Consider the following 21,997-nt stretch of genomic DNA (forward strand, 5'->3'; position numbering starts at 1 on the left):
GTTCAGGGACCAAGGTCCTCGAAATCAGTGCCGTGCCAACGGGACCACCGCGACCGGGCAGTGCGCGTGGTGGATCAGCGCCTGACTCGTTGATCCCAGCAGCAGGCCGCGGAATCCGCCGCGTCCTCGGGTGCCGACGACGACCAACTGGGCCTTCGCGGACTGTTCGACCAGGGTGTGCGCCGGCCGGTCGCGGGTGAGCGACCGGTGCACGGGCACGTCGGGGTACTTGGTCGTGCAGGGGGCCAGCTGTTCAGCCAGCAGCCGTTGCTCTGCGGCCTCGATCGACGCGAGGTTCGTCGCGGTCAGCCCTCGCTGCCACGCGGTCTCGGCGGTGAGGTCCCACCAGGTGCGCACCGCGTGCACGGCGACACCGCGCAGTGTGGCTGCTTCGAACGCGAACGCCAGAGCGGCGTCGCTGGAGGGCGATCCGTCCAGACCTACCACGACGGGCGCGTCGCGGTCCGGAACTGCGTCAGGGGACGGTTCGCGCACGACGATGGTCGGGCACAACGCGTGGGTTGTCACAGCGACTGCGATGGAGCCGACGAGCAGCCCGGTGAACCCTCCCAGTCCGCGTGACCCCAGCACCACCAGCTGGGCGGACGCCGACCGGCCGACGAGCTGCTCGGCCGCACCACCGCTGGTCAGCTCAGTGGTCGCCTCGACCTCCGGGGCCGCCTCCTTCGCCACGGTGGTGGCCTCGGCGAGCACCACCCGGCCGTGGTCGTACACCGCCTCGGCAAAGGCTTCCGACGATGGGGCCACGTGTGGCGCGTGGACCGGGACGACCATGCATGAATGCGTGATCACGAGGTTTGTGCCGCGCCTGGCGGCTTCTTCGGCGGCCCAGCGCACCGCGTGCGAGGCAGAGCTCGATCCGTCCACTCCCACGACCACCGGCCTGCTGATCCCAGTCATCGTTTCCTCCATTCGTTCTTGTTCAACAGTGCGCGGGTCTGTGTGGCGATCTCGACGTCTTCTCGTGCCTCGACGACCCAGATCTCCACGGTCGAGGCGTCGCTGCTGACGCGGCTGTCCGCCGCCACTTCCGCGTTGCGTCCGGTGTCGAGGTCGATGCCGAGGAACGCAAGTCCAGCGGCGGTGTCCGCTCGGAGCGCGGCGTCGTGTTCGCCCACTCCGCCGGTGAAGACGAGCACGTCGATTCCGCCGAGGGAGGTCGTCATCGCGGCGATGCTCTGCCGCAACCGGTGGACGTAGACCTGCAGCGCGAGCACGGCGCGTTCGTCGCCGTTGTTCGCAGCCTTGCGCACGTCTCGGAGGTCACCGCCGATCTCGGAGAGGCCAGCCAACCCGGAGTGGTGTTCGAGGCCGTCCTCCAGGTCGTCCAGCGTCAGTCCGGAGCGTTGCAGCCACACCAGCAGGCCGGGGTCGACGTCGCCGCTGCGGGTGGCCATCACCAGCCCCGCCAGCGGGGTGAAGCCCATCGTCGTGTCGACCGAACGTCCGTCGGCGACAGCGGCGAGGGACGCCCCGGAGCCGAGGTGGCAGCTCACCACGCGAGCGCCGGGCCTGGCCGCGAGTTCGGTTGCCCGGCGAGAGGCGTAGGCGTGAGACAAGCCGTGGAACCCGTACCTGCGCAGGTCCCACTTGCGCCGCCACGCCGCGGGCACGGCGTAGGTCGTCGCCGCGGCCGGCATCGTGGTGTGGAAGGCGGTGTCGAAGCACGCGACCTGCGCCACGTCGGGCAGCAGTTGCCGGGCCGCGTCGATGCCGGCGAGCGCGCGGGGCTGGTGCAGCGGCGCCAGCCCCGTGAGCTCCTCGATCCCGGCGCGCACCTCGTCGTCGATCACGGTGGCGCTGGTGAACTCAGGGCCGCCGTGCACGACGCGGTGCCCGACGGCGTCCACAGTCGGTCCATCGCTCAGGAAGTCCCGCAGCGGACCCGTTTCATCGCCTCCCGACCAGCGTTCGACCTGGGTCTCGGCGAGAACGGTGTCGTCCCCGCCGAGAACGCCGAGCTTCAGGCTGGAGGAGCCCGCGTTCACCACGAGCACGTTCACTGCCAGGCCCAATCGCGGACCTCCGGCAGGTCCTCGCCGTGTTCGCGGATCCAGTGGTGGTGGCGGGTGCGCTGGTCCTGCATCAACTGCCGGAGCCGGGCCGCCTTCGGACCGAGCCCCGCGACCCGGTCGATCACGTCGATGACGAGCCGGTACCGGTCCATGTCGTTGAGCACCAGCATGTCGAACGGCGTGGTCGTGGTGCCTTCCTCCTTGTAGCCACGGACATGCAGGTTGTGGTGGTTGGTGCGCCGGTAGGTGAGACGGTGGATCAGCCACGGATAGCCGTGGTAGGCGAAGATCACCGGCTTGTTGGCGGTGAACAGCGCGTCGAACTCGCGGTCCGGCATGCCGTGCGGGTGCTCGGTGTCGGGCTGCAGCCGCATCAGGTCCACGACGTTCACGACGCGCACTCGCAGCGACGGCAGGTGTTCGCGCAGAAGCTGTGTCGCGGCCAGCACCTCGACGGTCGGGGCGTCACCCGCGCAGGCCAGCACCACCTCCGGCTCCTCGACACCGTCGTCGTTGCTCGCCCATTCCCAGATGCCCGCGCCGCGCGCACAGTGCAACTCGGCCTCGTCGACCGAAAGCCAGTCCGGTGTCTCGTTCTTGCCGGCCACGATGACGTTGACGTAGTCCTTGCTGCGCAGGCAGTGGTCCGCGACGGAGAGCAGGGTGTTGGTGTCCGGCGGCAGGTAGACGCGGACGACCTCGGCCTTCTTGTTCATCACGTGGTCGATGAAACCGGGGTCCTGGTGGGAGAAACCGTTGTGGTCCTGGCGCCAGACGTGCGAGCTGAGCAGGTAGTTCAGCGATGCGACGGGCCTGCGCCACTCCAGCTTCTTGTGCGTCTTGAGCCACTTGGCGTGCTGGTTGAACATCGAGTCGACGATGTGGATGAACGCCTCGTAGCAGTTGAACAACCCGTGCCTGCCGGTGAGCAGGTAGCCCTCCAGCATGCCCTGGCACAGGTGCTCCGACAGCACTTCGACGACCCGGCCGTCGTGCACGAGGTGCTCGTCGACCGGCAACGTCTCGGCCTGCCACTGCTTTCCGGTCACGTCGTACACGGCGTCGAGCCGGTTGGACGCCGTCTCGTCCGGACCGAAGATCCGGAACGAGCGCGCGTCGGCGTTGAGCGTGACGATGTCGCGCAGCATCCGGCCGAGCACCCTGGTCGGTTCGGAGTGCGTGGTGCCGTGCTTGACGACCTCGGCGGCGTGCGCGCGGATTCCTGGCATCTTCAGCTCGCGCAACAACAGTCCGCCGTTGGCGTGCGGCGTGGCACCCATCCGGCGCGTGCCGTCCGGAACCAGGGCGGCGAGCTCTGGCCGTGGTGCTCCGTTCTCGTCGAAGAGCTCAGCCGGCCGATAACTTTGCAGCCAGGCCTCCAACTGCCGCAGGTGCTCGGGGTTGTCCCGCACGCCCGCCAACGGCACCTGGTGCGCGCGCCAGGTGTTCTCGACCGGCTTGCCGTCCACTTCGGATGGACCGGTCCAGCCCTTGGGGCTGCGCAGCACGATCATCGGCCAGCGGGGACGCTCGTTGGTGTCCTTGATCCGGTGGATCTCGTCGATCACCTGGTCGAGCACCTCGGCCATCCGGGCGTGCATCGCCTCCGGCTCATGGCCTTCCACGTAGTGCGGCGCATAGCCGTAGCCGCGCAGCAACGCGTCGAGCTCGTCGTGCGGAATGCGCGCCAGCAGGCTCGGGTTGGCGATCTTGTAGCCGTTGAGGTGCAGGATCGGCAGCACCGCGCCGTCGGTCTGCGGGTTGAGGAACTTGCCGGCGTGCCAGCTCGTCGCCAGCGGCCCGGTCTCCGCCTCGCCGTCACCGACCACACAGGCCACGATCAGGCCGGGGTTGTCGAACGCCGCGCCGAACGCGTGCGCGAGCGAGTACCCCAGTTCACCGCCCTCGTGGATCGAGCCGGGGACTTCGGGAGCCACGTGGCTCGGCACCCCGCCGGGGAAGGAGAACTGCCGGAACAGCTTCTGCATGCCTTCGGCGTCGCGCGGCACGTCCGGGTAGGTCTCGCTGTAGGAGCCCTCCAGCCAGGTGTTGGCCAGCAACGCGGGACCGCCGTGACCGGGCCCCGTCACGAACAACATGTCCAAGTCGCGGTCGCGGATCACGCGGTTCAGGTGGGCGTAGAGGAAGTTCAGTCCCGGCGTAGTGCCCCAGTGGCCCAGCAAGCGGGGCTTGATGTGCTCGGGTGTCAGCGGTTCGGTCAGCAGCGGGTTGTCCAACAGGTAGATCTGGCCGGCCGACAGGTAGTTGGCGGCTCGCCAGTACGCGTCGACGAGCTCCAGGTCGGCGTTCGGCATCTCGCGCTCCTCACTCGGGTCTGTTGCCTTCCACGCTGCCGTCCGGATCGATCACGGAACAGGGCGCGCGGTCTGGGACGTGCGGGACCGAGGTCCCGTCGATCCTGGTCCCTCAGGCCCTGGTTCCTGCAAAGGCGCAGGTCGGCGTGGTGGCACGGCCGGACTCCGCACATCGGATACCCATAGATCACTCTCGTACGCTTCGAACGGACTTAGCCGCGGGTTCCTTCTCCAAAAGCGATGAACCGCACCAGCACCACGACCTGCACCAGCAGTGCGATGGACACGACGACGATGATCGAGATGAGTGTCAGGCGCACGATGGTGGCCCAGTCGGTGTTCGGATCCGTGAAGGTGAACGGGAACACCTGGACCGTCCGGATCAGTGCCACCAGCCCCGCGGCGGTGCTGACCACGTCGCCTACCGCGGTGAGCGGGCGCCGGGGTCGAACCAGGCAGAGCAGGTTGACGACCAGTGCGACAGCCAGCCCGATGTCCACCACGATCACCACTGCGGCTGCCGCTTCGGTCAGCACCGGGACGGCCCGCCACCCTGGCGACACGTTGATCAACACCAGCAGTGCGATGTCGACCAGTGCGCCGGCGAGGTAGCTGCCGCGACGTGCGGTCGTGCGAGAACTCGTTCGTGCTGTGCTGGTCACGGTGACCTCCTGTAGTTGAGCCGCACCTTCTCGGTTGCCGCGTGCACCGTGCGACCCACGCCACGTGACCGGCACACGCCATCGGCGGTCAGCACGGCGACATCCGCTAGCACCGCATCAGGCATCGCGGGATGCGAGAAGGCCCTGACGGTCAAGTCGACGGTGTCCGCTGCCGGAAGGCGCCGCATCCAGCTGAGCAGACCGCCGAGCAAGTCGGCGGTCACACCTGTTTCCAGGTGCAGATGGATCACCGGCTGCGAGGGTGTGTCGCGGCGTTGCTCGGGAAGACGAACGTGCACAACCTCAACGATGCGGTCGGCCGCTGCTCCGGACCAGGGACCCCAGACCTGTCGTCGCAGGACCGTTCGACTCGGCCGGACGTGTGAGCAGCCTTGGGACGGTTTTCGCATCGAGGGACGGGGTAGCCGACGGCATGGCTCACGGAGAGGACGCCACGTCGCCACGCGAGGACTCGTCGCTCAAGGGGCCCATGGTGAACTCACCATGCGTCCTCTCACCGAGGGTGGCACCCGCCTGACGTAGCATGTTCCGCTCACCTGAGCATCGAGCCGCGTCAATGCACCGGTACGCCGTGGTCAGCGAACTGGTCGCGAACTCGCCGTACCAGCTCGGCGTCTGGCGTCGGCACCTTCTCCAGGGGGAACGGAATGCCGAGCGCGGCGTACTTGGGCGCGCCGAGTTTGTGGAACGGCAGTACTTCCACGCGTTCGACCGCGTTCAGGGTGCTGACGAACGACGCGATGCCTTCGACGTTGTCCTCGGCGTCGGTATGGCCGGGCACGAGTACGAGCCTGATCCACATCGGCTTGCGCAGTGCGGACAGCCGGCGGGCGAACTCCAGCGTCGGTGTGACCTCGCCGCCGGTGACGTGCCGGTACGTCACCTGGTCCCAGGACTTGATGTCCAGCAGCACCAGGTCGGTGTCGGCCAACAGCTCGTCGGACGCCCGCGCGCCCAGGAACCCGGACGTGTCGAGCGCAGTGTGCAGACCCAGCTGCTTGGCGCGGTGCAGGATCTCAGCGGTGAAGTCCGATTGCAGCAACGGTTCTCCGCCGCTGATGGTCAGCCCACCGCCGGCCACCTCGATGAACCTCCGGTACTTCTCCACTTCGGCCATGACCTCGTCGACGGTCATCCTCTGCCCGTCGCGCATGTGCCAGGTGTCCGGGTTGTGGCAGTACAGGCACCGCAGCGGGCACCCGCTCACGAAGAGCACGAAGCGGGTGCCCGGTCCGTCGACCGCGGTGGCGATGTCCCACGAGTGGACTGATCCGGTGGTCACAGCGACTCGTGGAACGTGCGGTTGATGACGTCACGCTGCTGTTCGGGCGTGAGCCGGACGAAGTTCACCGCATAACCCGAAACCCTGATCGTGAGCTGCGGGTGCTTCTCCGGATGCGCCATGGCGTCGAGCAGCGTCTCCCGGTTGAGCACGTTGGCGTTGAGGTGGAAACCGCCCGCGTCGGTGTAGGCGTCGAGCACACCGACGAGGTTGGTCACCTGCTCGTCCTCGGTGCGGCCGAGGCCCGTCGGGGTGATGCTCGCGGTCAGCGAGATCCCGTCCTGCGCTTGGTCGTAAGGCAGCTTTGCCACCGACAACGCTGCCGCCACGAGCCCGTGCCGATCCCGTCCGTTCATCGGGTTGGCGCCTGGTGCGAACGGATCGCCCGCGCGGCGGCCGTCCGGGGTGTTGCCGGTGTGCTTGCCGTAGACGACGTTCGAGGTGATGGTGAGCACTGACTGGGAGTGCACGGCGCCGCGGTGCGCAGGGTACTGGCGCACCTTGCACATGAAGCCTTCCACCAGCTCGACGGCGATCGCGTCGGCCCGGTCGTCGTTGTTGCCGTACTTCGGGAAGTCGCCCTCGACGACGTAGTCGACCGCGAGGCCGGTCTCGTCGCGAACCACGCGGACTCGGGCGTGCTTGATCGCGGACAGGCTGTCCGCCACCACTGACAAGCCGGCGATACCGCAGCCGAGCAGACGCTGGACCGGGTGGTCGTGCAGAGCCATCTCGATGCGCTCGTAGGCGTACTTGTCGTGCATGTAGTGGATGACGTTGAGCGCCTCGACGTAGGTCTTGGCCAGCCAGTCGGTCATCCGGTCGAACGCGGACCGCACCTCCTCGGGGTCGAGGTACTCGGAGGTGATCGCGGGGAACGCCGGCGCCACCTGGACACCGGTCATCTCGTCGCGGCCACCGTTGATCGCGTACAACAACGCTTTCGCGAGGTTGACCCGCGCGCCGAACAGCTGCATCTGCTTGCCGACCTTCATGGCCGACACGCAGCACGCGATCGCAGTGTCATCGCTGAACCGCGGCCTGATCAGGTCGTCGTTCTCGTACTGGATCGAGCTGGTGTCGATGGAGACCTTGGCGCAGAACCGCTTGAATCCCTCGGGCAGGCGCGGCGACCACAGCACCGTCAGGTTCGGCTCCGGCGCGGGGCCCAGGTTGTAGAGCGTCTGCAGGAACCGGAAACTCGTCCGCGTCACCAGCGGGCGTCCGTCGTCGCCCATACCGCCGATGCACTCCGTGACCCAGGTCGGGTCGCCGGAGAACAGCTGGTCGTACTCCGGCGTGCGCAGGAACCGCACGATCCGCAGCTTGATGACCAGGTCGTCGACGAGCTCCTGCGCCTCGCGTTCGGTCAGCCTGCCCTCGTCGAGGTCGCGCTGCAGGTACACGTCCAGGAACGTGGACGTGCGGCCCAGCGACATCGCCGCGCCGTTCTGCTCCTTCACAGCGGCCAAGTAGGCGAAGTACAGCCACTGCAACGCTTCCCGGGCCGTTCGGGCGGGCCGCGCGACGTCGTAGCCGTAGGACGCGGCCATCTCGCGCAGCTCCCGCAGGGCCCTGGTCTGTTCGGCCAGCTCTTCCCGGTCCCTGATGACGTCCTCTGTGGACATCATCTCGTCGAGCGCTGCCCGTTCGGCCTTCTTCGCCTCGATCAGGAAGTCGACGCCGTACAACGGGACACGCCGGTAGTCGCCGATGATCCGCCCGCGCCCGTACGCGTCCGGAAGGCCGGTGATGATCCCGGCCTTGCGCGCTCGCAGGATCTCGGCGGTGTAGGCGTCGAACACGCCGTCGTTGTGGGTTTTGCGGTACTTGGTGAAGATGTCCCGCACGTTCGGGTCGAGCTTGTAGCCGTAGGTCTCCAGGCTCGTCTCGACCATCCGCAGGCCGCCGGTGGGCATGATCGCCCGCTTGAGCGGTGCGTCGGTCTGCAGGCCGACGATCAGCTCGCTCTCGCGGTCTATGTAGCCAGGAGCATGCGCGGTGATCGACGACGGCGTGGTGGGATCGACGTCGTAGATCCCCCGAGCGCGCTCCTCGACGAACATCTCCGTGAGCCGGTGCCACAACGCGGTCGTGCGGCGCGTCGGCCCGGACAGGAATGCCGAATCCCCTTCGTAGGGCGTGCAGTTGGACTGGACGAACTCGCGCACGTCGATCTTGTCGCACCACCGCCCGGCGCGGAAACCGCGCCAGGCAGCCGTGCTCGTGCGCTCAGCGGTGGCGGTCATCGGTTCAGCACCACCTTGAGCGCGCCGGTGTCGCCGGCGTTCTCGAACACCTCGTACGCCTGCTCCATCTCCTCGAGCGCGAACCGGTGCGTGATGAACCGCTCGCCGTCGATCCGGCCAGCCGCGACCATGCGCAGCAGGGTGGGCGTCGAGCTGGTGTCGACCAGGCCGGTGGTGATGGTGACGTTGCGGATCCAGAGGCTTTCCAGGTGCAGCATGGCGGGCTTGCCGTGCACACCGACGTTGGCGACGTGCCCGCCGGGCCGCACGAGCTTCGTGCACAGCTCGAAGGTCTCGGGCACGCCGACCGCCTCGATCGCGACGTGCGCGCCAAGCCCTCCGGTCAGCTCACCGACGACGCGTTCCGCCTCTTCGGCGGTGGTCGCGGTGACGTCCGCACCGAACTGCTTCGCGGCATCGAGCCTGGACGACGCGGGATCGACAGCGACGATGTGGCTGGGGCTGTACAGCTGCGCGGTCTGGATCGCGGCAAGTCCGATCGGCCCGGCACCCACGATCACCACCGTGTCGGCGGGCTTGATCCGTCCGTTCAGGACGCCGACCTCGTAGGAGGTGGGCAGGATGTCCGCCAGCACGACCGCGGCGGTGTCGGTGACGTCATCGGGCAGTAGGTGCGTGGAGGTGTCGGCGAACGGCACGCGCACGTATTCGGCCTGCACGCCATCGGTCGTGTGGCCGAGGATCCAGCCACCGCCACCGAGGCACTGGCCGTAGCTGCCGACGCGGCAGTACTCGCAGCGGCCGCAGGAGGTGATGCACGAGATGAGCACCCGGTCGCCCGGCTTCACACCGGTGACCGAAGCGCCGACCTGCTCCACGACGCCGACCGCCTCGTGGCCGAGGATGCGACCCGGCTCGACCTCGGGCACGTCGCCCTTGAGGATGTGCAGATCCGTACCGCAGATCGTGACCGCGGTGACGCGGACGATCGCGTCGGCGGGGTCCTGGATCTCCGGCTTGAGAACGTCTTCCCACGCGCGCTTGCCGGGACCGTGGTAGACCAGCGCCTTCATCGCAGATTCCTCCTCAGTGGTTCGTCGGTTCCCAGGCTTCTCGGATCGGCCGGCGCGACGCAGAGCCCGTGGTCCCCGACGTCAGGGATCCAAGGTCCCGGGCCTGTCCGACCGGCCCAGCTGCCGAGGGACCTTCGGACCTCCTCCAGCCGTGCACGGCACACCTAACGTTGTTGTCAGTGGCGCATGAGCGGAAGAAGGTGGCGATGATGAAGCACGCGCTCGTCGTGTTCGAGTCGATGTTCGGCAACACCGGGAAGGTCGCCGAGGCGGTGGCTGGAGGTCTGCGCACCGGAATGGTCGTCGACGTCGTGGAGGTGGGTTCGGCCCCGCCTGTGCTCGGTGACGATGTCGAGCTGCTGGTGGTCGGTGGTCCGACGCACGCGTTCAGCATGAGCAGGCCGAACACTCGGGCCGACGCGGTCAAGCAGGGAGCAGGTGCGGGTACTGCGGACGGCATCGGTCTGCGTGAATGGGTGGACCAGGTCGGCAAGGGTTCGGTACGTCCTGCGGTGGTCGCGTTCGACACGAAGGTGAAGCGACCGAGGTTGCCCGGCTCGGCCGCTCGTGCCGCGCTCACGCGGCTGCGCCGAGCTGGATTCCGGGCACTGGCGTCGGCGGAGAACTTCTACGTCGACGGCACGAAGGGTCCGTTGGTGGACGGTGAGCTCGATCGGGCTCGCGACTGGGGCGCGAAGTGCGCCGCCGAGGTGAGGTGACGGTCACCCGTGTTCGCGGGTTCTCTTCGGGGCCACTACGCCATTGTGATCGCCGCTGGGGACTGAACGGGCCCAACCTTGCCGCGAATCTCGCGGTGGTTGATCATCGCCATCCGGGCCTGGTCGTTGACGACGGCGGCGGCTCACTCGACGTTGGGACGTGAGCGTCGTAAAGCGAGGGCGAGCTTCGTCTGCGTATTGCCCTTCGACGCGTACTGCGTGCTGGTCGAGCACATCTCCTTCACAGCACCAGACACCCGGATGGACCCACGTGCGCAAGAAGAAGCGCTCGCCGAGTACGTGACGGACGTGGTCGGAACGGGCGGCTACGAGATCGAGCGCGAGGAGCGCGCCATCCTGCCGCTGCGCTTGAGACAAGCACCTCGCCGGAAGGGGAACGTGCTCACGATCGGGGCCGAAAGCGGATTGCTCAAAGCGTTCACCGGCTATGCCTACCAACGGATCCAGCAAGACGCGGGCAATCGCCGAGTCGTTGCGCCGTTACGGTCATTCGTTCGACCTGCCGGTGTCACGAGGGCACAACGCCACCACAAGAATGGCGGTTGTTCGCCGGCATGCCCGCGCCGGTCTACCTCGCCGCTGCCGGTCGGCGTCTCAGCTCCTGACACCCTTGGTTTCGGCGTTGTGCTTGATCGTGCGCAGGACCGCGCGGCTGATGGTCGCCACCGCTGGCGTGCTGATGCGCCAGTAGCGGCGGAAGTTGAGCCAGGCCTGCGGATCGGTGAGCGTCACTCGGATCTCCGAGGAGATCAGCGTGCGGCGTTCTCCGTACGGGTGCGTGGTGAACGACCACACGACTTTGCCGTAGCCCGGCTTGGTGAAGTCGGGGAAGTCGCGTGGCTCGCACGGGAACCATTTCACGACCGGTCGCCAGAACTTGCCGACCGCTCCGAGCGCGATCTCGTGGCCCGGGTTCTCGCCGAGGATCATCCAGTCGGTGCCGGTGTCGAGGTCGTCCCAGGTCAGTCTGGTGCGCTCGCGAGCGGGACCGTGCTTGCGAGCACGCCACCTCTCCGGCACGTCGCGAAACCACACCGCGAAACCTGCGATGCCACCGCGCAGTTCGGTGAGGTCCAGCTCGCGCAGGGACTTCCACGTGGCCGTGGGATCCGCGTCCACCAGCAGATGATCGGTGCGGCCGAACTCAGGCCTGGGCGCGAACCGGTCGGCGAGGAGCGGGGACGGCGACGCGGCCATGGTGTGCCTCCAGAACCGGTTGGTGCACCACGAGTACAGGGCACGGCGCGTGATGAAGTGCCGCCTTGGTGACGGTACCGCTCTCGTGCGCGTCACCGGAACCGACGACGATCAAGTCGGTGTCGGTGCAGCGGGCGATTGCTTCGTGCGGTTGCGCGCGAACCATCACCGCATGGTGCGGCACGCCGTTGAGCGTCGCCGACGCGCGAGCGAGCACGTACGACTGGTCAGCCTCAAGACCGCATCGGACCGGGGATTGCGGGGCGGCGTGCAGGACTCGCAGTGCGGCGCCACGTCGCTGGGCGAGGTCGGCGGCGTGGCGCAGCACCCGGCCGTCACCAGGTCCACCGCTGACCAACACGGTGACGTGACGATGCGTCGCGTCGATCGCCGCCGGCGTACCGCGGACGACGACCGTGTCACAGCGGGTCGTGGTCAGCAGCGGCAGGACGTGCTCACCAAGACCGAGAGCCGAAGTCCGGGGACCCCGGTAGCCGACGACGACGAGCTGGGCGCGGAAGTCGTCCTGCGGACGGTGAATTTCGAGCCCGGTACCGACGAGTTGCGCGTGAGCGGCCGCCCAGCGCAGCGCGGTCTCGTCGCCTCTGGCGCCGTCCTGGAGGATCACGACAGGTTCCATGCATTCACGATCGCCTGTCGTCTTCGCCCAGGGCAGGGCGGGAGGAGGCCAGTGCGGCGGGACCAAAGTCCCGTCGTCGCCAGGTCTGTCGCCCGCTGCCGGTCGACACCGGTGGCCGGGACCGTGGTCGCGTGGACACCTCACTGACTTTCCTCGGCGCGACCGGCACCGTAACGGGCAGCAAGTTCCTGTTCGACACGAGCGAGTCCCAGGTGCTGGTGGACTGCGGGCTCTTCCAGGGCCTGGCGCCGCTGCGCCGCCGGAACTGGCGCCGGCCGCCGCTCGACCTCGACCGCCTCGACGCCGTCGTGCTCACCCACGCCCACCTGGACCACTGCGGCTATCTGCCGGTCCTGGCGCGGAACGGCTGGCACGGACCGGTCTACAGCACTGAAGGCACCGCGGACCTCGCCTCGATCGTGTTGACCGACAGCGCACACCTCATGATGGAGGAGGCACGACAGGCCAACGAAGGCGGCTGGTCCAAGCACACACCGGCCCTGCCGCTCTACGACACCGATGACGTCGAACGCGCACTGAAACTGTTCCGGCCGCTGGACTTCGGGGCGGCGCTGCACATCGCCAAGGGAGTGGATCTGGAGTTCGGACGGGCGGGGCACATCCTCGGCTCAGCGTGGGCGCATCTCACGATGAACTGCCGCACCGCCGTCGTGAGCGGTGACCTGGGCAGGTCCGCGCACCGCGTGTTGTTGCCGCCCCAGCCACGTCCGGACTGCGACGCATTGCTCATAGAATCCACCTACGGCGACCGGCGGCATGACGACGCCGCGGCCGTCGAGACCTTCGCCGCCACGATCCGCCGCACCGCCGCTCGCGGCGGCAGCGTGCTGATCCCGGCGTTCGCGGTCGACCGCACCGAGGTCATCCTCGTCGAGCTCGCCCGGCTCATGCGTGCGGGAGGGATTCCGGACCTGCCGGTGTTCGTGGACAGTCCGATGGCGCTGGCCTCGTTGCGGGTCTACCGCAGGGCCATCGCGAAGAGCTGGCCGGAGGTCCGGCCTGAGCTGGGTGTCGGTGAGGACGCGTTCGATCCCGGTCGGCTCTCCGAGTTGCACACGGCCTCACAGTCGATGCAGGTCAACGATCCACATCAGCCGTCGATCATCATCTCTGCCTCCGGTATGGCCACCGGAGGCAGGGTGCTGCACCACCTGAAAGCGATGCTGCCCAATTCCAAGCACACGGTGCTCGTCGTCGGCTATGCCGCGGCAGGCACACGGGCGCGGCTGCTCGTGCAGGGTGCGCGGGAGATCAAGATCCACGGCCGATATGTGCCGGTGAAGGCCGACGTCGAGGTGATCGAGGCGTTCAGCGCCCACGCCGACGCCGACGAGCTGATCGCGTGGGCGACCTCGGGCACAGCGCCTGGTGCGACCTACGTGGTGCACGGGGAAGTGGAAAGCGCCATCACGCTGGCGAACCGGCTCGGGACCGAACACGACCACACCGCAGTGGTACCTGCCGATGGTGAGCGGGTGTTGATCTAATACGTGCCCTGCTAGCGGTGCGACACACCGCTAGCAGGTGCGTGCTCGTCGGATCCGATCAGGAGCTCGGAGACGGAGCGGCGTGGTGTGGCCGGGACCGGCGTGCTGAAGCCCAGGCGCAGCACGGTCTGCGGCACGAGCATGCCGCCGAGGGTGCGTCGCAGGTCCTCGCGGACGCGCCGCACCTCGACCGGCTGTGACATGAAGGACGCGGACAGCCCGCGGGTGGTCGCGGTGAGCAAGACCCTCTGCATGGCCTGCCCAGCCTGGAGTTCACCGAGCGGGCCGTCGTAGAACGAGCAGAGCACAACGACCAGCGGGTCGGACTCGTAGTCCTTGCCGGGGTGGCGTTCGGGCCCTTGGAAGTCGCGGAACGTCCACTCGTCCTGCATCGCCGGACGCATTCCCGCCGATGCGGGCGGCACGCCGTCGGCCGCGCCGAGACGGTGGCCGGTGAACGCGGCGAGTTCGGCTTGAACGCCCTTGTCGCTGAGCTGGATCTGGTGTGCTTCTTGGACGAACCTCTTGAGCTGCGCTCGCTCCGCCGGCGTCGTGACGACGTGCAGCCATGAGCGTTCCAGTTCGGCCGCGCGGACCAGCGCGTGGCGCTGACGGGGGTCGACGGCTGCTTCCAGGAACGGCCTGCGGTTCGTGCGACGCCGAGGAACGGCGTTGAGCAGGGCGCGGTGCTCGTCGTCGATCTTGAGTGTGCCGCCGCGGCGGACCACGGCGAGTGCGCCGGGTGCGTCGTGGCCGGGCAGCAGCGAGACCAGTGGTCGCACGCCCATGCTCTGCAGGGCCAGTCGCAGGTTGAACAGGGCCGCGCCGCAGGACAGCCGCAGTTCGCGGTCTTCCGGGTCGGTCGCCGCCAGCTTGCGGCTCGGGTCCGGGTGCAGCTCGATGCGGTCGCGCCGGACGCGGAACCGCCAGGGCTGTGTGTTGTGGACGGACGGAGCGAGCGAGGCAGTCGTGAGCGCGCTCTCGATCTGTTCGGGCCCCAGCCCCAGAGCCGCCACCACCTGTGCCATGTCCTTCACCCCATCGTGTTGCCTGGTCGACCGTGTTGTCCTCCACTGTGCGCGCTGCCACCGGATGGACCCACCATCGAAGGTCCCGACCTGACCGGGACCGCTTGGCGGCGTCGCGACCGCGTGAAAAGCTGGATCCATGGGTGGATCGGAAGACGCACCGGCACGGAGCTTGCTGGGCGGTTTGCGGCTGGACGACTTGCTCGACGAGATGCGTGACCGGCTCGCCGAGATCGGGTCGACCAGGGACAAGATGCAGAGCCTGCTCGACGCGGTGCTCGCGGTCGGCGCGGGCCTGGAGCTGGACTCGACGCTGCAGCGCATCGTGCAGGCTGCGGTGGAGCTCGTGGGCGCCCGTTACGGAGCGTTGGGTGTGCTCGGTTCGCGGCACAACCTGTCGCAGTTCGTCTACGTCGGCATCGATCCAGAGACTCGCGCCCACATGGGGCACCTGCCGGAGGGCAAGGGCCTGCTCGGTCTGCTGATCAAGGATCCGCGGGCGATCCGCCTGCACGACATCAGCGAGCACGACGCCTCGGTCGGCTTCCCGCCCAACCACCCGCCGATGCACAGCTTCCTCGGCGCGCCGGTGCGGGTGCGGGATGAGGTGTTCGGCAACCTCTACATGACCGAGAAGGTCGGTGGTGGCGACTTCACGGCCGACGACGAGGTCGTGCTGGAGGCGTTGGCCGCGGCGGCCGGTGTCGCGGTGGAGAACGCCCGCCTGTTCGAACGCTCGCGGATGCGCGAGCGGTGGCTGGAAGCGACTGCGGAGATCAACGCCCAGTTGCTGGCCGGCGCGACCGCCGATGATGCGCTGCGGCTGATCGCTCAGCGGGCCGTCGAGCTGGCATCAGCCTCCTGGGCTGCGATCCTGCTGCTTGAGGGGAACGAACTCCGCACAGCGGCGCAAGCAGGCAACGAGCCTGCTCCCGACCAGTTCGCCACAGACGCACCGGTGCTTGCGGAGGTGCTGGAGACGGCTGCACCGGCCATGCTCGAGGAGGTGGACGGCCAGCTCGGGGATCTACCTGGTCAGGCTGGTGCCGCGGTGGTGGTGCCGCTGCGGGCGGGCACCACGGTCACCGGTGTTCTGGTCGCGGTCCGGGACAAGGACGCGGCCGCGTTCGGTGCGGACCTGATGCCTCTGCTGGCGTCGTTCGCCGACCAGGCCGTGGTGGCGATCGAGTTCGCGGAGAACCAGAGCGCCAAGCGCCTGGTGGACGTGCTGGAAGATCGCGACCGGATCGCCCGCGACCTGCACGACCACGTGATCCAGCGGCTGTTCGCGACCGGCATGAGCCTGCAGGGTGCGCTGACCTGGGTGACCCACCCGGAGGTGCGCAGGCGGGTGACGAAGGCGGTCAACCAGCTCGACCAGACGGTGCTGGAGATCCGCACCTCGATCTTCGACCTGCAGGCGGACTCGGGCGACACCGGGCTGCGGCGCAGGCTGCTCAACATCGTCGCCGAGATCACCGAGGGTGCCGAGGTGAGCCCGGCGATCCGGATGTCGGGCACCATCGACAGCCTGGTGCCCGACTACATCGGGGAACACGCCGAGGCTGTGGTGCGCGAGACCGTCACCAACGCGCTGCGACACTCCCGCGCGACGGAGCTGACGCTCACCGTCGAGGCCGGCGATTCCTTGATCATCTCCATGGTCGACAACGGTGTGGGCATGCCGCCCGAGGTCGCGCGCAGCGGTCTGCGCAACCTGGAACAGCGCGCGACCGCGCTGAACGGTGCGCTCATCGTCGGGGAGGAGCCGGATGGCGGCACGCGGGTGACGTGGCGCGTACCGCTGGACTGACGGGTCAGCCCGTCTCGTTGTCGTGCGTGGGCTTGCGCAGCTGTGAGGCCAGCACGGCGGCCTGGGTGCGGCGTTCGAGGCCGAGCTTGGCGAGCAGGTGCGAGACGTAGTTCTTCACGGTCTTCTCCGCGAGGAACATCTTCTCCGCGATCTGCCGGTTCGTCAGGCCGTCGCCGATGTAGTCGAACACGGTCCGCTCCTGCTCGGTGAGCGCGCGGACCGGGTCACCCTGCTCGCGCTCGCGACGGATGCGGTTGAGCAGCGCCGCGGTCGACCGGGCATCGAGCAACGACTGTCCGGCCGCGACGGTCCTCACCGCCGTGGTGAGGTCGGTGCCGAGGATCCGCTTGAGCACGAACCCGGACGCGCCGGCCATGATCGCATCGAACAGCGCCTCGTCGTCGGTGAACGACGTGAGCATCAGCACGTTCAGCTCGGGCATGCGTGAGCGCAGCTCGCGACACAGCTCGATGCCGTTGCCGTCGGGCAGCCGCACGTCCAGCACCGCGACGTCCGGGTTGCTCGCCGGGATCATCGTGAGCGCCTCGGTCACCGAGCCTGCCTCGCCGACCACTTCCAGGTCGGGGGAGGCGCTGAGCAGCTCCCTGATCCCGACCCGGACGACCTCGTGGTCGTCCACCAGGAAGACTCGCGACACCACTTGCGACCACCTCTCCTCAACCGTTCCGCGATCACGATCTCTCAGCCGGCCGGTGGCACACAGGGACCAAAGACCCTGTCACCGGGAATCGATGGTCCTCCGGACCCGCTCGAACTCCTCGGTGTCGATCTCGCCTCGGGCCAGCCGCTCCTCCAGTATGCGGGTTGCCGGGCTGCTGTGCGGGGCGTGCGGGTGCCGCCGCAACAGCACGACGACCAAGGCGGCCAGCCCGCCCCAGAACACCACCATGGTCAGCGCCATCATCGCGAACCCACCCCAGCCCATCGGACTGCCGTAGTACCAGTGCATCGTCATCGCCTCCGTAGTCGTCGCCCTCAGGTTGATCCGGCCGCGTCGCCTCGCGGAGAGTCCAAGGGCCCGTTCCCAGCGGGCAGGTCCGCTCTGTCCGCGCCGCGTGGTCCGGCGGAACCGTCGGGGTATGCGTTGGAACCCAGCAGAGGCCGCAGCGATCGTCGAGGCGGCCGGTAAGGCACCCGTGTACAGCGCGGACCGCCCGTGGGCGCTGGAGCTGCACGGCCGGTCGATCTACCTCTTCGAGACGGGACAGCGCTCCGAGCACGACCCGCTCGGCTTCGACCGCCTGCTCTCCTGTGGCGCGGCCCTGGAGAACGCCGTGCTCGCCGTGCGGTCCGCAGGCTTGCATCCGCGCGTGGTGTTCCCGTCCGACCAGGCCAGCCCGAACCTGGTCGCGATCGTGCACGCGGATCGCCGTGAGCCGCCGGATCCTCAGGACCTCGACCTGCACCGGGCGATCAGGCTCGCTGACGCGACTGGTGAAGGTGACGCCCGCAAGCTCGGCTGGGCCAACCACTGGGCCGGGATCGAGTTGCGCGCACTCAGCCAGGACGAGCTTGTGGTGATCAGCACCGATGACCGGCGCCCCGACCACGTCCGGGGCGGAGCGGCGTTGCAGGCCGCGGTGCTGGCGGGACGCAGCGCCGGCGTGGCCGTCCGGCCGGTGGTTCACGTGGTGCACCGGCGAGCGTGGCGGGCGGGCCTGATCGAACGACACGGCCTCGCGGGCTTCCCGCAAGCCCTGGCGATCGTCGGTGCCAAGGGCCCGGTCGGGACGGGACCTAGGGCTGCGTTCGCTGACCGTTCCGATTCCTAGTGTCGTAGCTGGAAGGGAGTTCCGCCATGCGTGCTCGCGACGTCATGACCAGCCCGGTGATCACGATCACCCCGGCCGTACCGCTCAAGGGCGCGGCCGCACTGATGGTCTCGCACGGGTTCACCGCACTGCCCGTCGTCGACGACGACAAGCGCCTCGTCGGCATCGTCACCGAGGCCGACCTGGTGCGCGGCAAGTACCTCGAACAGACCGGCGCCGTCGTCGCCGACGTGATGACCACCCCCGCCGACGCGATGGACGCCGCCGCGCCCGCCGAGATGCTGGCCCGCGTCATGATCGACGACCGCCGGCGGTGCGTCCCGATCGTCGACGGCTCGACCGTGATCGGCGTCGTCACCCGCCGCGACCTGGTGCGCGTGCTCGCGAGGGCCGACACGACGGTGACGGCGGAGGTCCAACGCGTGCTCGACGTGTACGGCGGCGGTCGCAAATGGACGGTCGTCGTCCACGAAGGCGAAGCCGTGATCGGAGCCCCGACCACTGACGACGAGACCGAACGTGTGCTCGTCGCACTCGCTGACGCTGTACCAGGAGTGCTGCGCACTCGTGTTCTGACTGGAGGACAACGATGAAGGCCCCATCCGCCCCGATCGTCGTCGGTGTCGACGGCTCCGCTTCGGCGCTGTCCGCCGTGACCTGGGCCGCGCAGGAGTGCGCCCGGCACAAGGTGCCGTTGCGGCTGGTGCACGCGTACGTGCTGCCGACGCGCGGCTATCCCGAGATCATCCTCACCGGCAGCGAGATCCGCAGGGCGATGGAGAGCCTGGGCCGCGAGAAGCTGGACGAGGCCACCGCGGCCGCGCGGGCGGCGGCACCGGACGTCGAGCTGACGACGGAGATCGTGTGCTGCGGCTCCACCACGCTGCTGATCGAGGAGTCGAAGTCCGCGCGCCTCGTCGTGGTCGGCTCGCAAGGCCTGGGCACGGTGACCGGCATGATCGTCGGTTCCACGGCGTTGGCGTTGGCAGCGCACGGGAAGAGCCCGGTCGTCGTGGTCCGCGGCACCGCCGTTTCCGACGGTCCGGTGGTCGTCGGTGTCGACGGGTCGCCTACGAGTGAGGCCGCGCTGGCGTTCGCCTTCGAGACGGCGTCGATGCGCGACGCGCAGCTCACCGTCGTGATGTGCTGGACGGACTTCATGGTGGAGAGCGCGTACACCGCGTCGCGGTTCACCGTGGACTGGGGGCAGGTGGAGGCCGACGAACGCAGGCTGCTGGCGCAGCGCCTCGCCGGATGGCAGGAGAAGTACCCGGACGTGCAGGTGCACCCGGTGGTCGTGCGCGATCGGCCCGTACGAGCGTTGATGCGGTACGGGGCCGAGGCTCAGCTCGTGGTGGTCGGTAGCCACGGGCACGGCGGGTTCGCCGGCATGCTGCTCGGCTCGACGAGTCAGGCACTCGTCTACAACGCGCCGTGCCCGTTGGCGATCGTGCGACCCGACTAGGCCGCGTTGTTCGCCGACTTCCCCTTCGTCTTCGCGACGTAGGGGATGTCGGCGAACTGCAGCTCGATGCCGAGACCGCGCAGGGTCTGACTCAGGCGCAGCAGGCTCACCTGGGACAGCGTGAACAACTTGTCGACGTCCCACGTGCGGCCTGCGATGGCGAGAACGGCGACCTTGGGCCGGTCGGTGATCCCTCGGGCGCTGTCGAGCACGCGGACCTTGTCCCGCAACTGCTGCATCGCCTCGGGCTCGAACCGCTGCGACCACGCCGACACCTGAGCCTGCGTGTACAGGTGGCTCGCCGCGGTGGCACCACCGAGCCACTTCACGTGGACGACCTCGTCACCGGGGCCGACGACGTCGGCGAGCTCGAAACCCCGCCGGTGCATCGAGGTGTACGCGAGGCCGCGGTCCAGGCAGAGGTAGCCGGGCTGCTTGGCCACCAGCTTGCAGTAGTCGTGCTCGTCGGTGGTCTCGCCGGACGGGACCCACAGCGGGAACGTCAGCGCGCTCTTGTTCTTCAGCAACTCCCGGACCTGCTCGCGAACACGCGCGACCGCGTCTTCGCCGATCTCGTACCACTTTCCCTGGTGCAGGGAGTAGGTACGGCCTTCCACAACTGTCTCGAAGGCCACCCACTTGGTCATGGAGATCGGGCGGGTGAGCAGTTCCGTACCCAGGTCGTCCTCGCAGGGGGCGAGGCCTGCTTCCCGCAGCACGTCGATTCGGCGTACGGCATCGATGCCGGCGAACGGCTCCAGGAGCTCGTGGATGCCGAAGCCGGGTGCCAGTGCTCGTGGACCGGTCGGGCCGATTCGACTGGAGGAGAAGGAGTTCGCCTGACCGATCTCGCTGAGCGCCGCAGAGGGCCAGCAGACACCCAGCGGCCCGAACTGGTCGTCGCCACCGAGAGCCTCGGCGAAACGAGTTTCCAGGCCGGCCATCACCGTGTTGTTGTGGCTGACGGCACGGATCTCGGCGATGCGGCGCAGGGGTGCGTCGGCCGCGTCCTCGTCGACGATCGCGCAGATCGTGCGCAGGTCGGCGATGAAGGTCTCGGGCGTGCGGCCGAGCTGAATGTTCAGCGCTCGCCCAGCCCTGATGTGCCACGACCTGCCGTCGGTGGCGGTGTCGTAGGTCAGACCTGTCAGATCGGCAGGCCCCTCGATGCCGGTGACGAGTTCGCCCGCGGGTTCCAGCGGGAATCCGGCCAGTGAGCTGCCTGACGGGAACGAGACCTCCATGCCGCGAGCGGAGACGTCGAGCAGATTGCTGCGGATCACGCGGACCATGTCGGGATCGATCCGCCTGATGCCGAAGTTCAAGCCGAAGTCGTCGTCGAGCAGCAGTTCGTCGAGCATGAACCGGCTCGGCGCGCCCCAGGTGACAGCGCAGACCCAGTCTTCGTCGATCTCGACGACGACGAGCGCGAACGGCGAGTTGCCGACGATGCCCAGGTTCTCGAGGTCGGAGACCTCAGTGAGGTGCCGTACCCAGTTCGGCTCACCGCTGCTGCGGATGCCGGCGTACACATAGGTCCGGGTTCCGGCGATCAGGAGTTCGCCGTGGTACCTCAGGTCGACGCCCTCGACCTTCTTGAGGTAGTCACTGAGGTCTTCCTGCGTGTTGGGAAAGCGGCAGACCGTCGCCGCTCCCGAGGGGAGTGCCCTTGCCAAGGTAGGAACTTCCTGTCGTTCAAAGACGACGCGCGGGTTAGCTGGTGCGCGTCGTCGGGCTCAATGGGGCTGCGTGGAAGAACGCGCGCAACCGGACAGCCCGTGCGCAGGCCTGTGACGGTCCGATGTGGACACCGAGTGCCATCGCCCATTTGGGGGCAGACGTCACACGATCGTGACTGGTCCTGCGCGCCTGTGACGACCTAGACTCGGCGCGCGTTCTCCCGACTTGTTCTGGTTCTGAGGCCAGGTTCTTGCCGGTGGAACTTCACGCGGCCTCCTGCGCCAACAGGGGGTCGCGTTCGCACGTCCAGGGCATGTGAGCCTTGGGCGTGATCCAAGAGTCGCACGCGCCACGTATGAACTTCGGTGCCGACACGCCTAAGACCATTGAGTGGTCGACGTCGGTCGCCGAGCGGCAAGCGGTGTTTGGCAGGGCCGAACTCGCATGTCGCTGGAGCGATTGTTCAAATGGCTGGCCATGAGGACTGTCCACTTTGCTTCTTGGGCGCGTTGACAACCTTGTCGTAGGCCGCTA

20 protein-coding genes and 1 pseudogene are annotated in these 21,997 nt (G+C 68.2%); 7 read left to right on the forward strand and 14 right to left on the reverse strand.

Features of this window, described 5'->3' with window-relative positions; translation table 11 throughout:
- Positions 1-24: 24 nt before the first annotated feature.
- The 8 genes from AB0M48_RS25615 to AB0M48_RS25650 all read right to left on the reverse strand — a co-directional run bounded on the left by AB0M48_RS25615 (position 25) and on the right by AB0M48_RS25650 (position 9,599).
- On the reverse strand, positions 25-921 hold the full coding sequence (locus AB0M48_RS25615) for a universal stress protein (protein ID WP_363846506.1): 897 nt from the start codon (positions 919-921) through the stop codon (positions 25-27).
- A complete protein-coding gene (locus tag AB0M48_RS25620; RefSeq protein WP_363846508.1) occupies positions 918-2,036 on the reverse strand; it encodes an acetate/propionate family kinase in 1,119 nt (372 codons plus the stop codon). Before AB0M48_RS25620 ends, AB0M48_RS25615 begins: the two co-directional genes overlap by 4 nt.
- A complete protein-coding gene (locus AB0M48_RS25625) occupies positions 2,021-4,351 on the reverse strand; it encodes a phosphoketolase family protein (RefSeq protein WP_363846510.1) in 2,331 nt (776 codons plus the stop codon). Before AB0M48_RS25625 ends, AB0M48_RS25620 begins: the two co-directional genes overlap by 16 nt.
- Before the next feature lie 212 nt (positions 4,352-4,563).
- Positions 4,564-5,013, reverse strand: a complete 450-nt coding sequence (locus tag AB0M48_RS25630; RefSeq protein ID WP_363846512.1) for a hypothetical protein — start codon at positions 5,011-5,013, stop codon at positions 4,564-4,566.
- Positions 5,010-5,264, reverse strand: a complete 255-nt coding sequence (locus tag AB0M48_RS25635) for a hypothetical protein (RefSeq protein WP_363846514.1) — start codon at positions 5,262-5,264, stop codon at positions 5,010-5,012. The genes AB0M48_RS25630 and AB0M48_RS25635 overlap by 4 nt, the downstream gene beginning before the upstream one ends.
- Positions 5,265-5,587: 323 nt before the next feature.
- Entirely contained in the window at positions 5,588-6,316 is a 729-nt protein-coding gene (gene pflA / locus AB0M48_RS25640) for a pyruvate formate-lyase-activating protein (RefSeq protein ID WP_363846516.1), read from the reverse strand.
- On the reverse strand, positions 6,313-8,565 hold the full coding sequence (gene pflB / locus AB0M48_RS25645) for a formate C-acetyltransferase (protein WP_363846518.1): 2,253 nt from the start codon (positions 8,563-8,565) through the stop codon (positions 6,313-6,315). The genes pflA and pflB overlap by 4 nt, the downstream gene beginning before the upstream one ends.
- Entirely contained in the window at positions 8,562-9,599 is a 1,038-nt protein-coding gene (locus AB0M48_RS25650; protein WP_363846520.1) for a zinc-dependent alcohol dehydrogenase family protein, read from the reverse strand. Before AB0M48_RS25650 ends, pflB begins: the two co-directional genes overlap by 4 nt.
- 209 nt (positions 9,600-9,808) lie before the next feature.
- Between AB0M48_RS25650 and AB0M48_RS25655 the strand changes: the two genes are divergently transcribed.
- Together AB0M48_RS25655 and AB0M48_RS25660 are read left to right on the forward strand one after the other, a co-directional pair.
- Positions 9,809-10,318 carry a flavodoxin gene (locus AB0M48_RS25655; RefSeq protein ID WP_363846522.1) on the forward strand — a complete coding sequence of 170 codons (510 nt, stop codon included), beginning with the start codon at positions 9,809-9,811 and terminating at the stop codon, positions 10,316-10,318.
- A 219-nt stretch (positions 10,319-10,537) separates the two neighbouring features.
- Positions 10,538-10,768: pseudogene (locus AB0M48_RS25660) on the forward strand (lycopene cyclase family protein); the annotation flags it as partial.
- A 165-nt stretch (positions 10,769-10,933) separates the two neighbouring features.
- Here AB0M48_RS25660 and AB0M48_RS25665 read toward each other — a convergent pair.
- Together AB0M48_RS25665 and AB0M48_RS25670 are read right to left on the reverse strand one after the other, a co-directional pair.
- Positions 10,934-11,536 (reverse strand): hypothetical protein, encoded by a 603-nt coding sequence (locus AB0M48_RS25665; protein WP_363846524.1) that lies wholly within the window; start codon positions 11,534-11,536, stop codon positions 10,934-10,936.
- The gene (locus AB0M48_RS25670) at positions 11,484-12,176 is read right to left on the reverse strand and encodes a universal stress protein (protein ID WP_363846526.1); all 693 of its coding nucleotides are present in this window, start codon (positions 12,174-12,176) and stop codon (positions 11,484-11,486) included. The genes AB0M48_RS25665 and AB0M48_RS25670 overlap by 53 nt, the downstream gene beginning before the upstream one ends.
- Before the next feature lie 131 nt (positions 12,177-12,307).
- Here AB0M48_RS25670 and AB0M48_RS25675 point away from each other — a divergent pair, with 131 nt between their 5' ends.
- Positions 12,308-13,684 carry an MBL fold metallo-hydrolase gene (locus tag AB0M48_RS25675; protein WP_363846528.1) on the forward strand — a complete coding sequence of 459 codons (1,377 nt, stop codon included), beginning with the start codon at positions 12,308-12,310 and terminating at the stop codon, positions 13,682-13,684.
- An 11-nt stretch (positions 13,685-13,695) separates the two neighbouring features.
- On the opposite strand, the gene AB0M48_RS25680 is transcribed toward AB0M48_RS25675, so the two are convergent.
- The gene (locus AB0M48_RS25680) at positions 13,696-14,712 is read right to left on the reverse strand and encodes a nitroreductase (RefSeq protein ID WP_363846530.1); all 1,017 of its coding nucleotides are present in this window, start codon (positions 14,710-14,712) and stop codon (positions 13,696-13,698) included.
- Between the two features lie 139 nt (positions 14,713-14,851).
- Here AB0M48_RS25680 and AB0M48_RS25685 point away from each other — a divergent pair, with 139 nt between their 5' ends.
- Positions 14,852-16,525: a GAF domain-containing protein gene (locus tag AB0M48_RS25685; protein ID WP_363846532.1), complete on the forward strand. Its 1,674-nt coding sequence runs from the start codon at positions 14,852-14,854 to the stop codon at positions 16,523-16,525.
- Between the two features lie 4 nt (positions 16,526-16,529).
- Here AB0M48_RS25685 and AB0M48_RS25690 read toward each other — a convergent pair whose 3' ends face one another.
- A complete protein-coding gene (locus tag AB0M48_RS25690; protein ID WP_363846534.1) occupies positions 16,530-17,186 on the reverse strand; it encodes a response regulator transcription factor in 657 nt (218 codons plus the stop codon).
- A gap of 78 nt (positions 17,187-17,264) precedes the next feature.
- Positions 17,265-17,501: an SHOCT domain-containing protein gene (locus AB0M48_RS25695; protein WP_363846536.1), complete on the reverse strand. Its 237-nt coding sequence runs from the start codon at positions 17,499-17,501 to the stop codon at positions 17,265-17,267.
- Positions 17,502-17,625: 124 nt separating this feature from the next.
- On the opposite strand from AB0M48_RS25695, the gene AB0M48_RS25700 reads away from it, so the two are divergent.
- From AB0M48_RS25700 to AB0M48_RS25710, 3 genes are read left to right on the forward strand one after another with little or no spacing between them, the layout of a single operon-like run.
- Positions 17,626-18,318 (forward strand): hypothetical protein, encoded by a 693-nt coding sequence (locus AB0M48_RS25700; RefSeq protein ID WP_363846538.1) that lies wholly within the window; start codon positions 17,626-17,628, stop codon positions 18,316-18,318.
- 26 nt (positions 18,319-18,344) lie between these two features.
- Positions 18,345-18,911 carry a CBS domain-containing protein gene (locus tag AB0M48_RS25705; protein WP_363846540.1) on the forward strand — a complete coding sequence of 189 codons (567 nt, stop codon included), beginning with the start codon at positions 18,345-18,347 and terminating at the stop codon, positions 18,909-18,911.
- A complete protein-coding gene (locus AB0M48_RS25710) occupies positions 18,908-19,783 on the forward strand; it encodes a universal stress protein (RefSeq protein WP_363846543.1) in 876 nt (291 codons plus the stop codon). The genes AB0M48_RS25705 and AB0M48_RS25710 overlap by 4 nt, the downstream gene beginning before the upstream one ends.
- Here the strand turns inward: AB0M48_RS25710 and AB0M48_RS25715 are convergent.
- Positions 19,780-21,459 carry a TIGR04141 family sporadically distributed protein gene (locus tag AB0M48_RS25715; RefSeq protein WP_363846545.1) on the reverse strand — a complete coding sequence of 560 codons (1,680 nt, stop codon included), beginning with the start codon at positions 21,457-21,459 and terminating at the stop codon, positions 19,780-19,782. The genes AB0M48_RS25710 and AB0M48_RS25715 overlap by 4 nt on opposite strands.
- Positions 21,460-21,997: the final 538 nt, after the last annotated feature.

The sequence above is a fragment of the Lentzea sp. NPDC051208 genome, from assembly GCF_040682435.1.
In the GTDB taxonomy this organism is placed as follows: domain Bacteria; phylum Actinomycetota; class Actinomycetes; order Mycobacteriales; family Pseudonocardiaceae; genus Lentzea; species Lentzea kristufekii.

What these genes read in the sequence shown, in the direction of transcription:
- AB0M48_RS25700 (WP_363846538.1), top strand. Translation starts at nt 17,626, where the DNA reads ATGCGTTGGAACCCAGCAGAGGCCGCAGCGATCGTCGAGGCGGCCGGT.
- AB0M48_RS25695 (WP_363846536.1), bottom strand. Translation starts at nt 17,501, where the DNA reads ATGACGATGCACTGGTACTACGGCAGTCCGATGGGCTGGGGTGGGTTC.
- AB0M48_RS25685 (WP_363846532.1), top strand. Translation starts at nt 14,852, where the DNA reads ATGGGTGGATCGGAAGACGCACCGGCACGGAGCTTGCTGGGCGGTTTG.
- AB0M48_RS25650 (WP_363846520.1), bottom strand. Translation starts at nt 9,599, where the DNA reads ATGAAGGCGCTGGTCTACCACGGTCCCGGCAAGCGCGCGTGGGAAGAC.
- AB0M48_RS25655 (WP_363846522.1), top strand. Translation starts at nt 9,809, where the DNA reads ATGAAGCACGCGCTCGTCGTGTTCGAGTCGATGTTCGGCAACACCGGG.
- AB0M48_RS25615 (WP_363846506.1), bottom strand. Translation starts at nt 921, where the DNA reads ATGACTGGGATCAGCAGGCCGGTGGTCGTGGGAGTGGACGGATCGAGC.
- AB0M48_RS25680 (WP_363846530.1), bottom strand. Translation starts at nt 14,712, where the DNA reads ATGGCACAGGTGGTGGCGGCTCTGGGGCTGGGGCCCGAACAGATCGAG.
- pflB (WP_363846518.1), bottom strand. Translation starts at nt 8,565, where the DNA reads ATGACCGCCACCGCTGAGCGCACGAGCACGGCTGCCTGGCGCGGTTTC.
- AB0M48_RS25625 (WP_363846510.1), bottom strand. Translation starts at nt 4,351, where the DNA reads ATGCCGAACGCCGACCTGGAGCTCGTCGACGCGTACTGGCGAGCCGCC.
- AB0M48_RS25670 (WP_363846526.1), bottom strand. Translation starts at nt 12,176, where the DNA reads ATGGAACCTGTCGTGATCCTCCAGGACGGCGCCAGAGGCGACGAGACC.
- AB0M48_RS25710 (WP_363846543.1), top strand. Translation starts at nt 18,908, where the DNA reads ATGAAGGCCCCATCCGCCCCGATCGTCGTCGGTGTCGACGGCTCCGCT.
- AB0M48_RS25665 (WP_363846524.1), bottom strand. Translation starts at nt 11,536, where the DNA reads ATGGCCGCGTCGCCGTCCCCGCTCCTCGCCGACCGGTTCGCGCCCAGG.
- AB0M48_RS25705 (WP_363846540.1), top strand. Translation starts at nt 18,345, where the DNA reads ATGCGTGCTCGCGACGTCATGACCAGCCCGGTGATCACGATCACCCCG.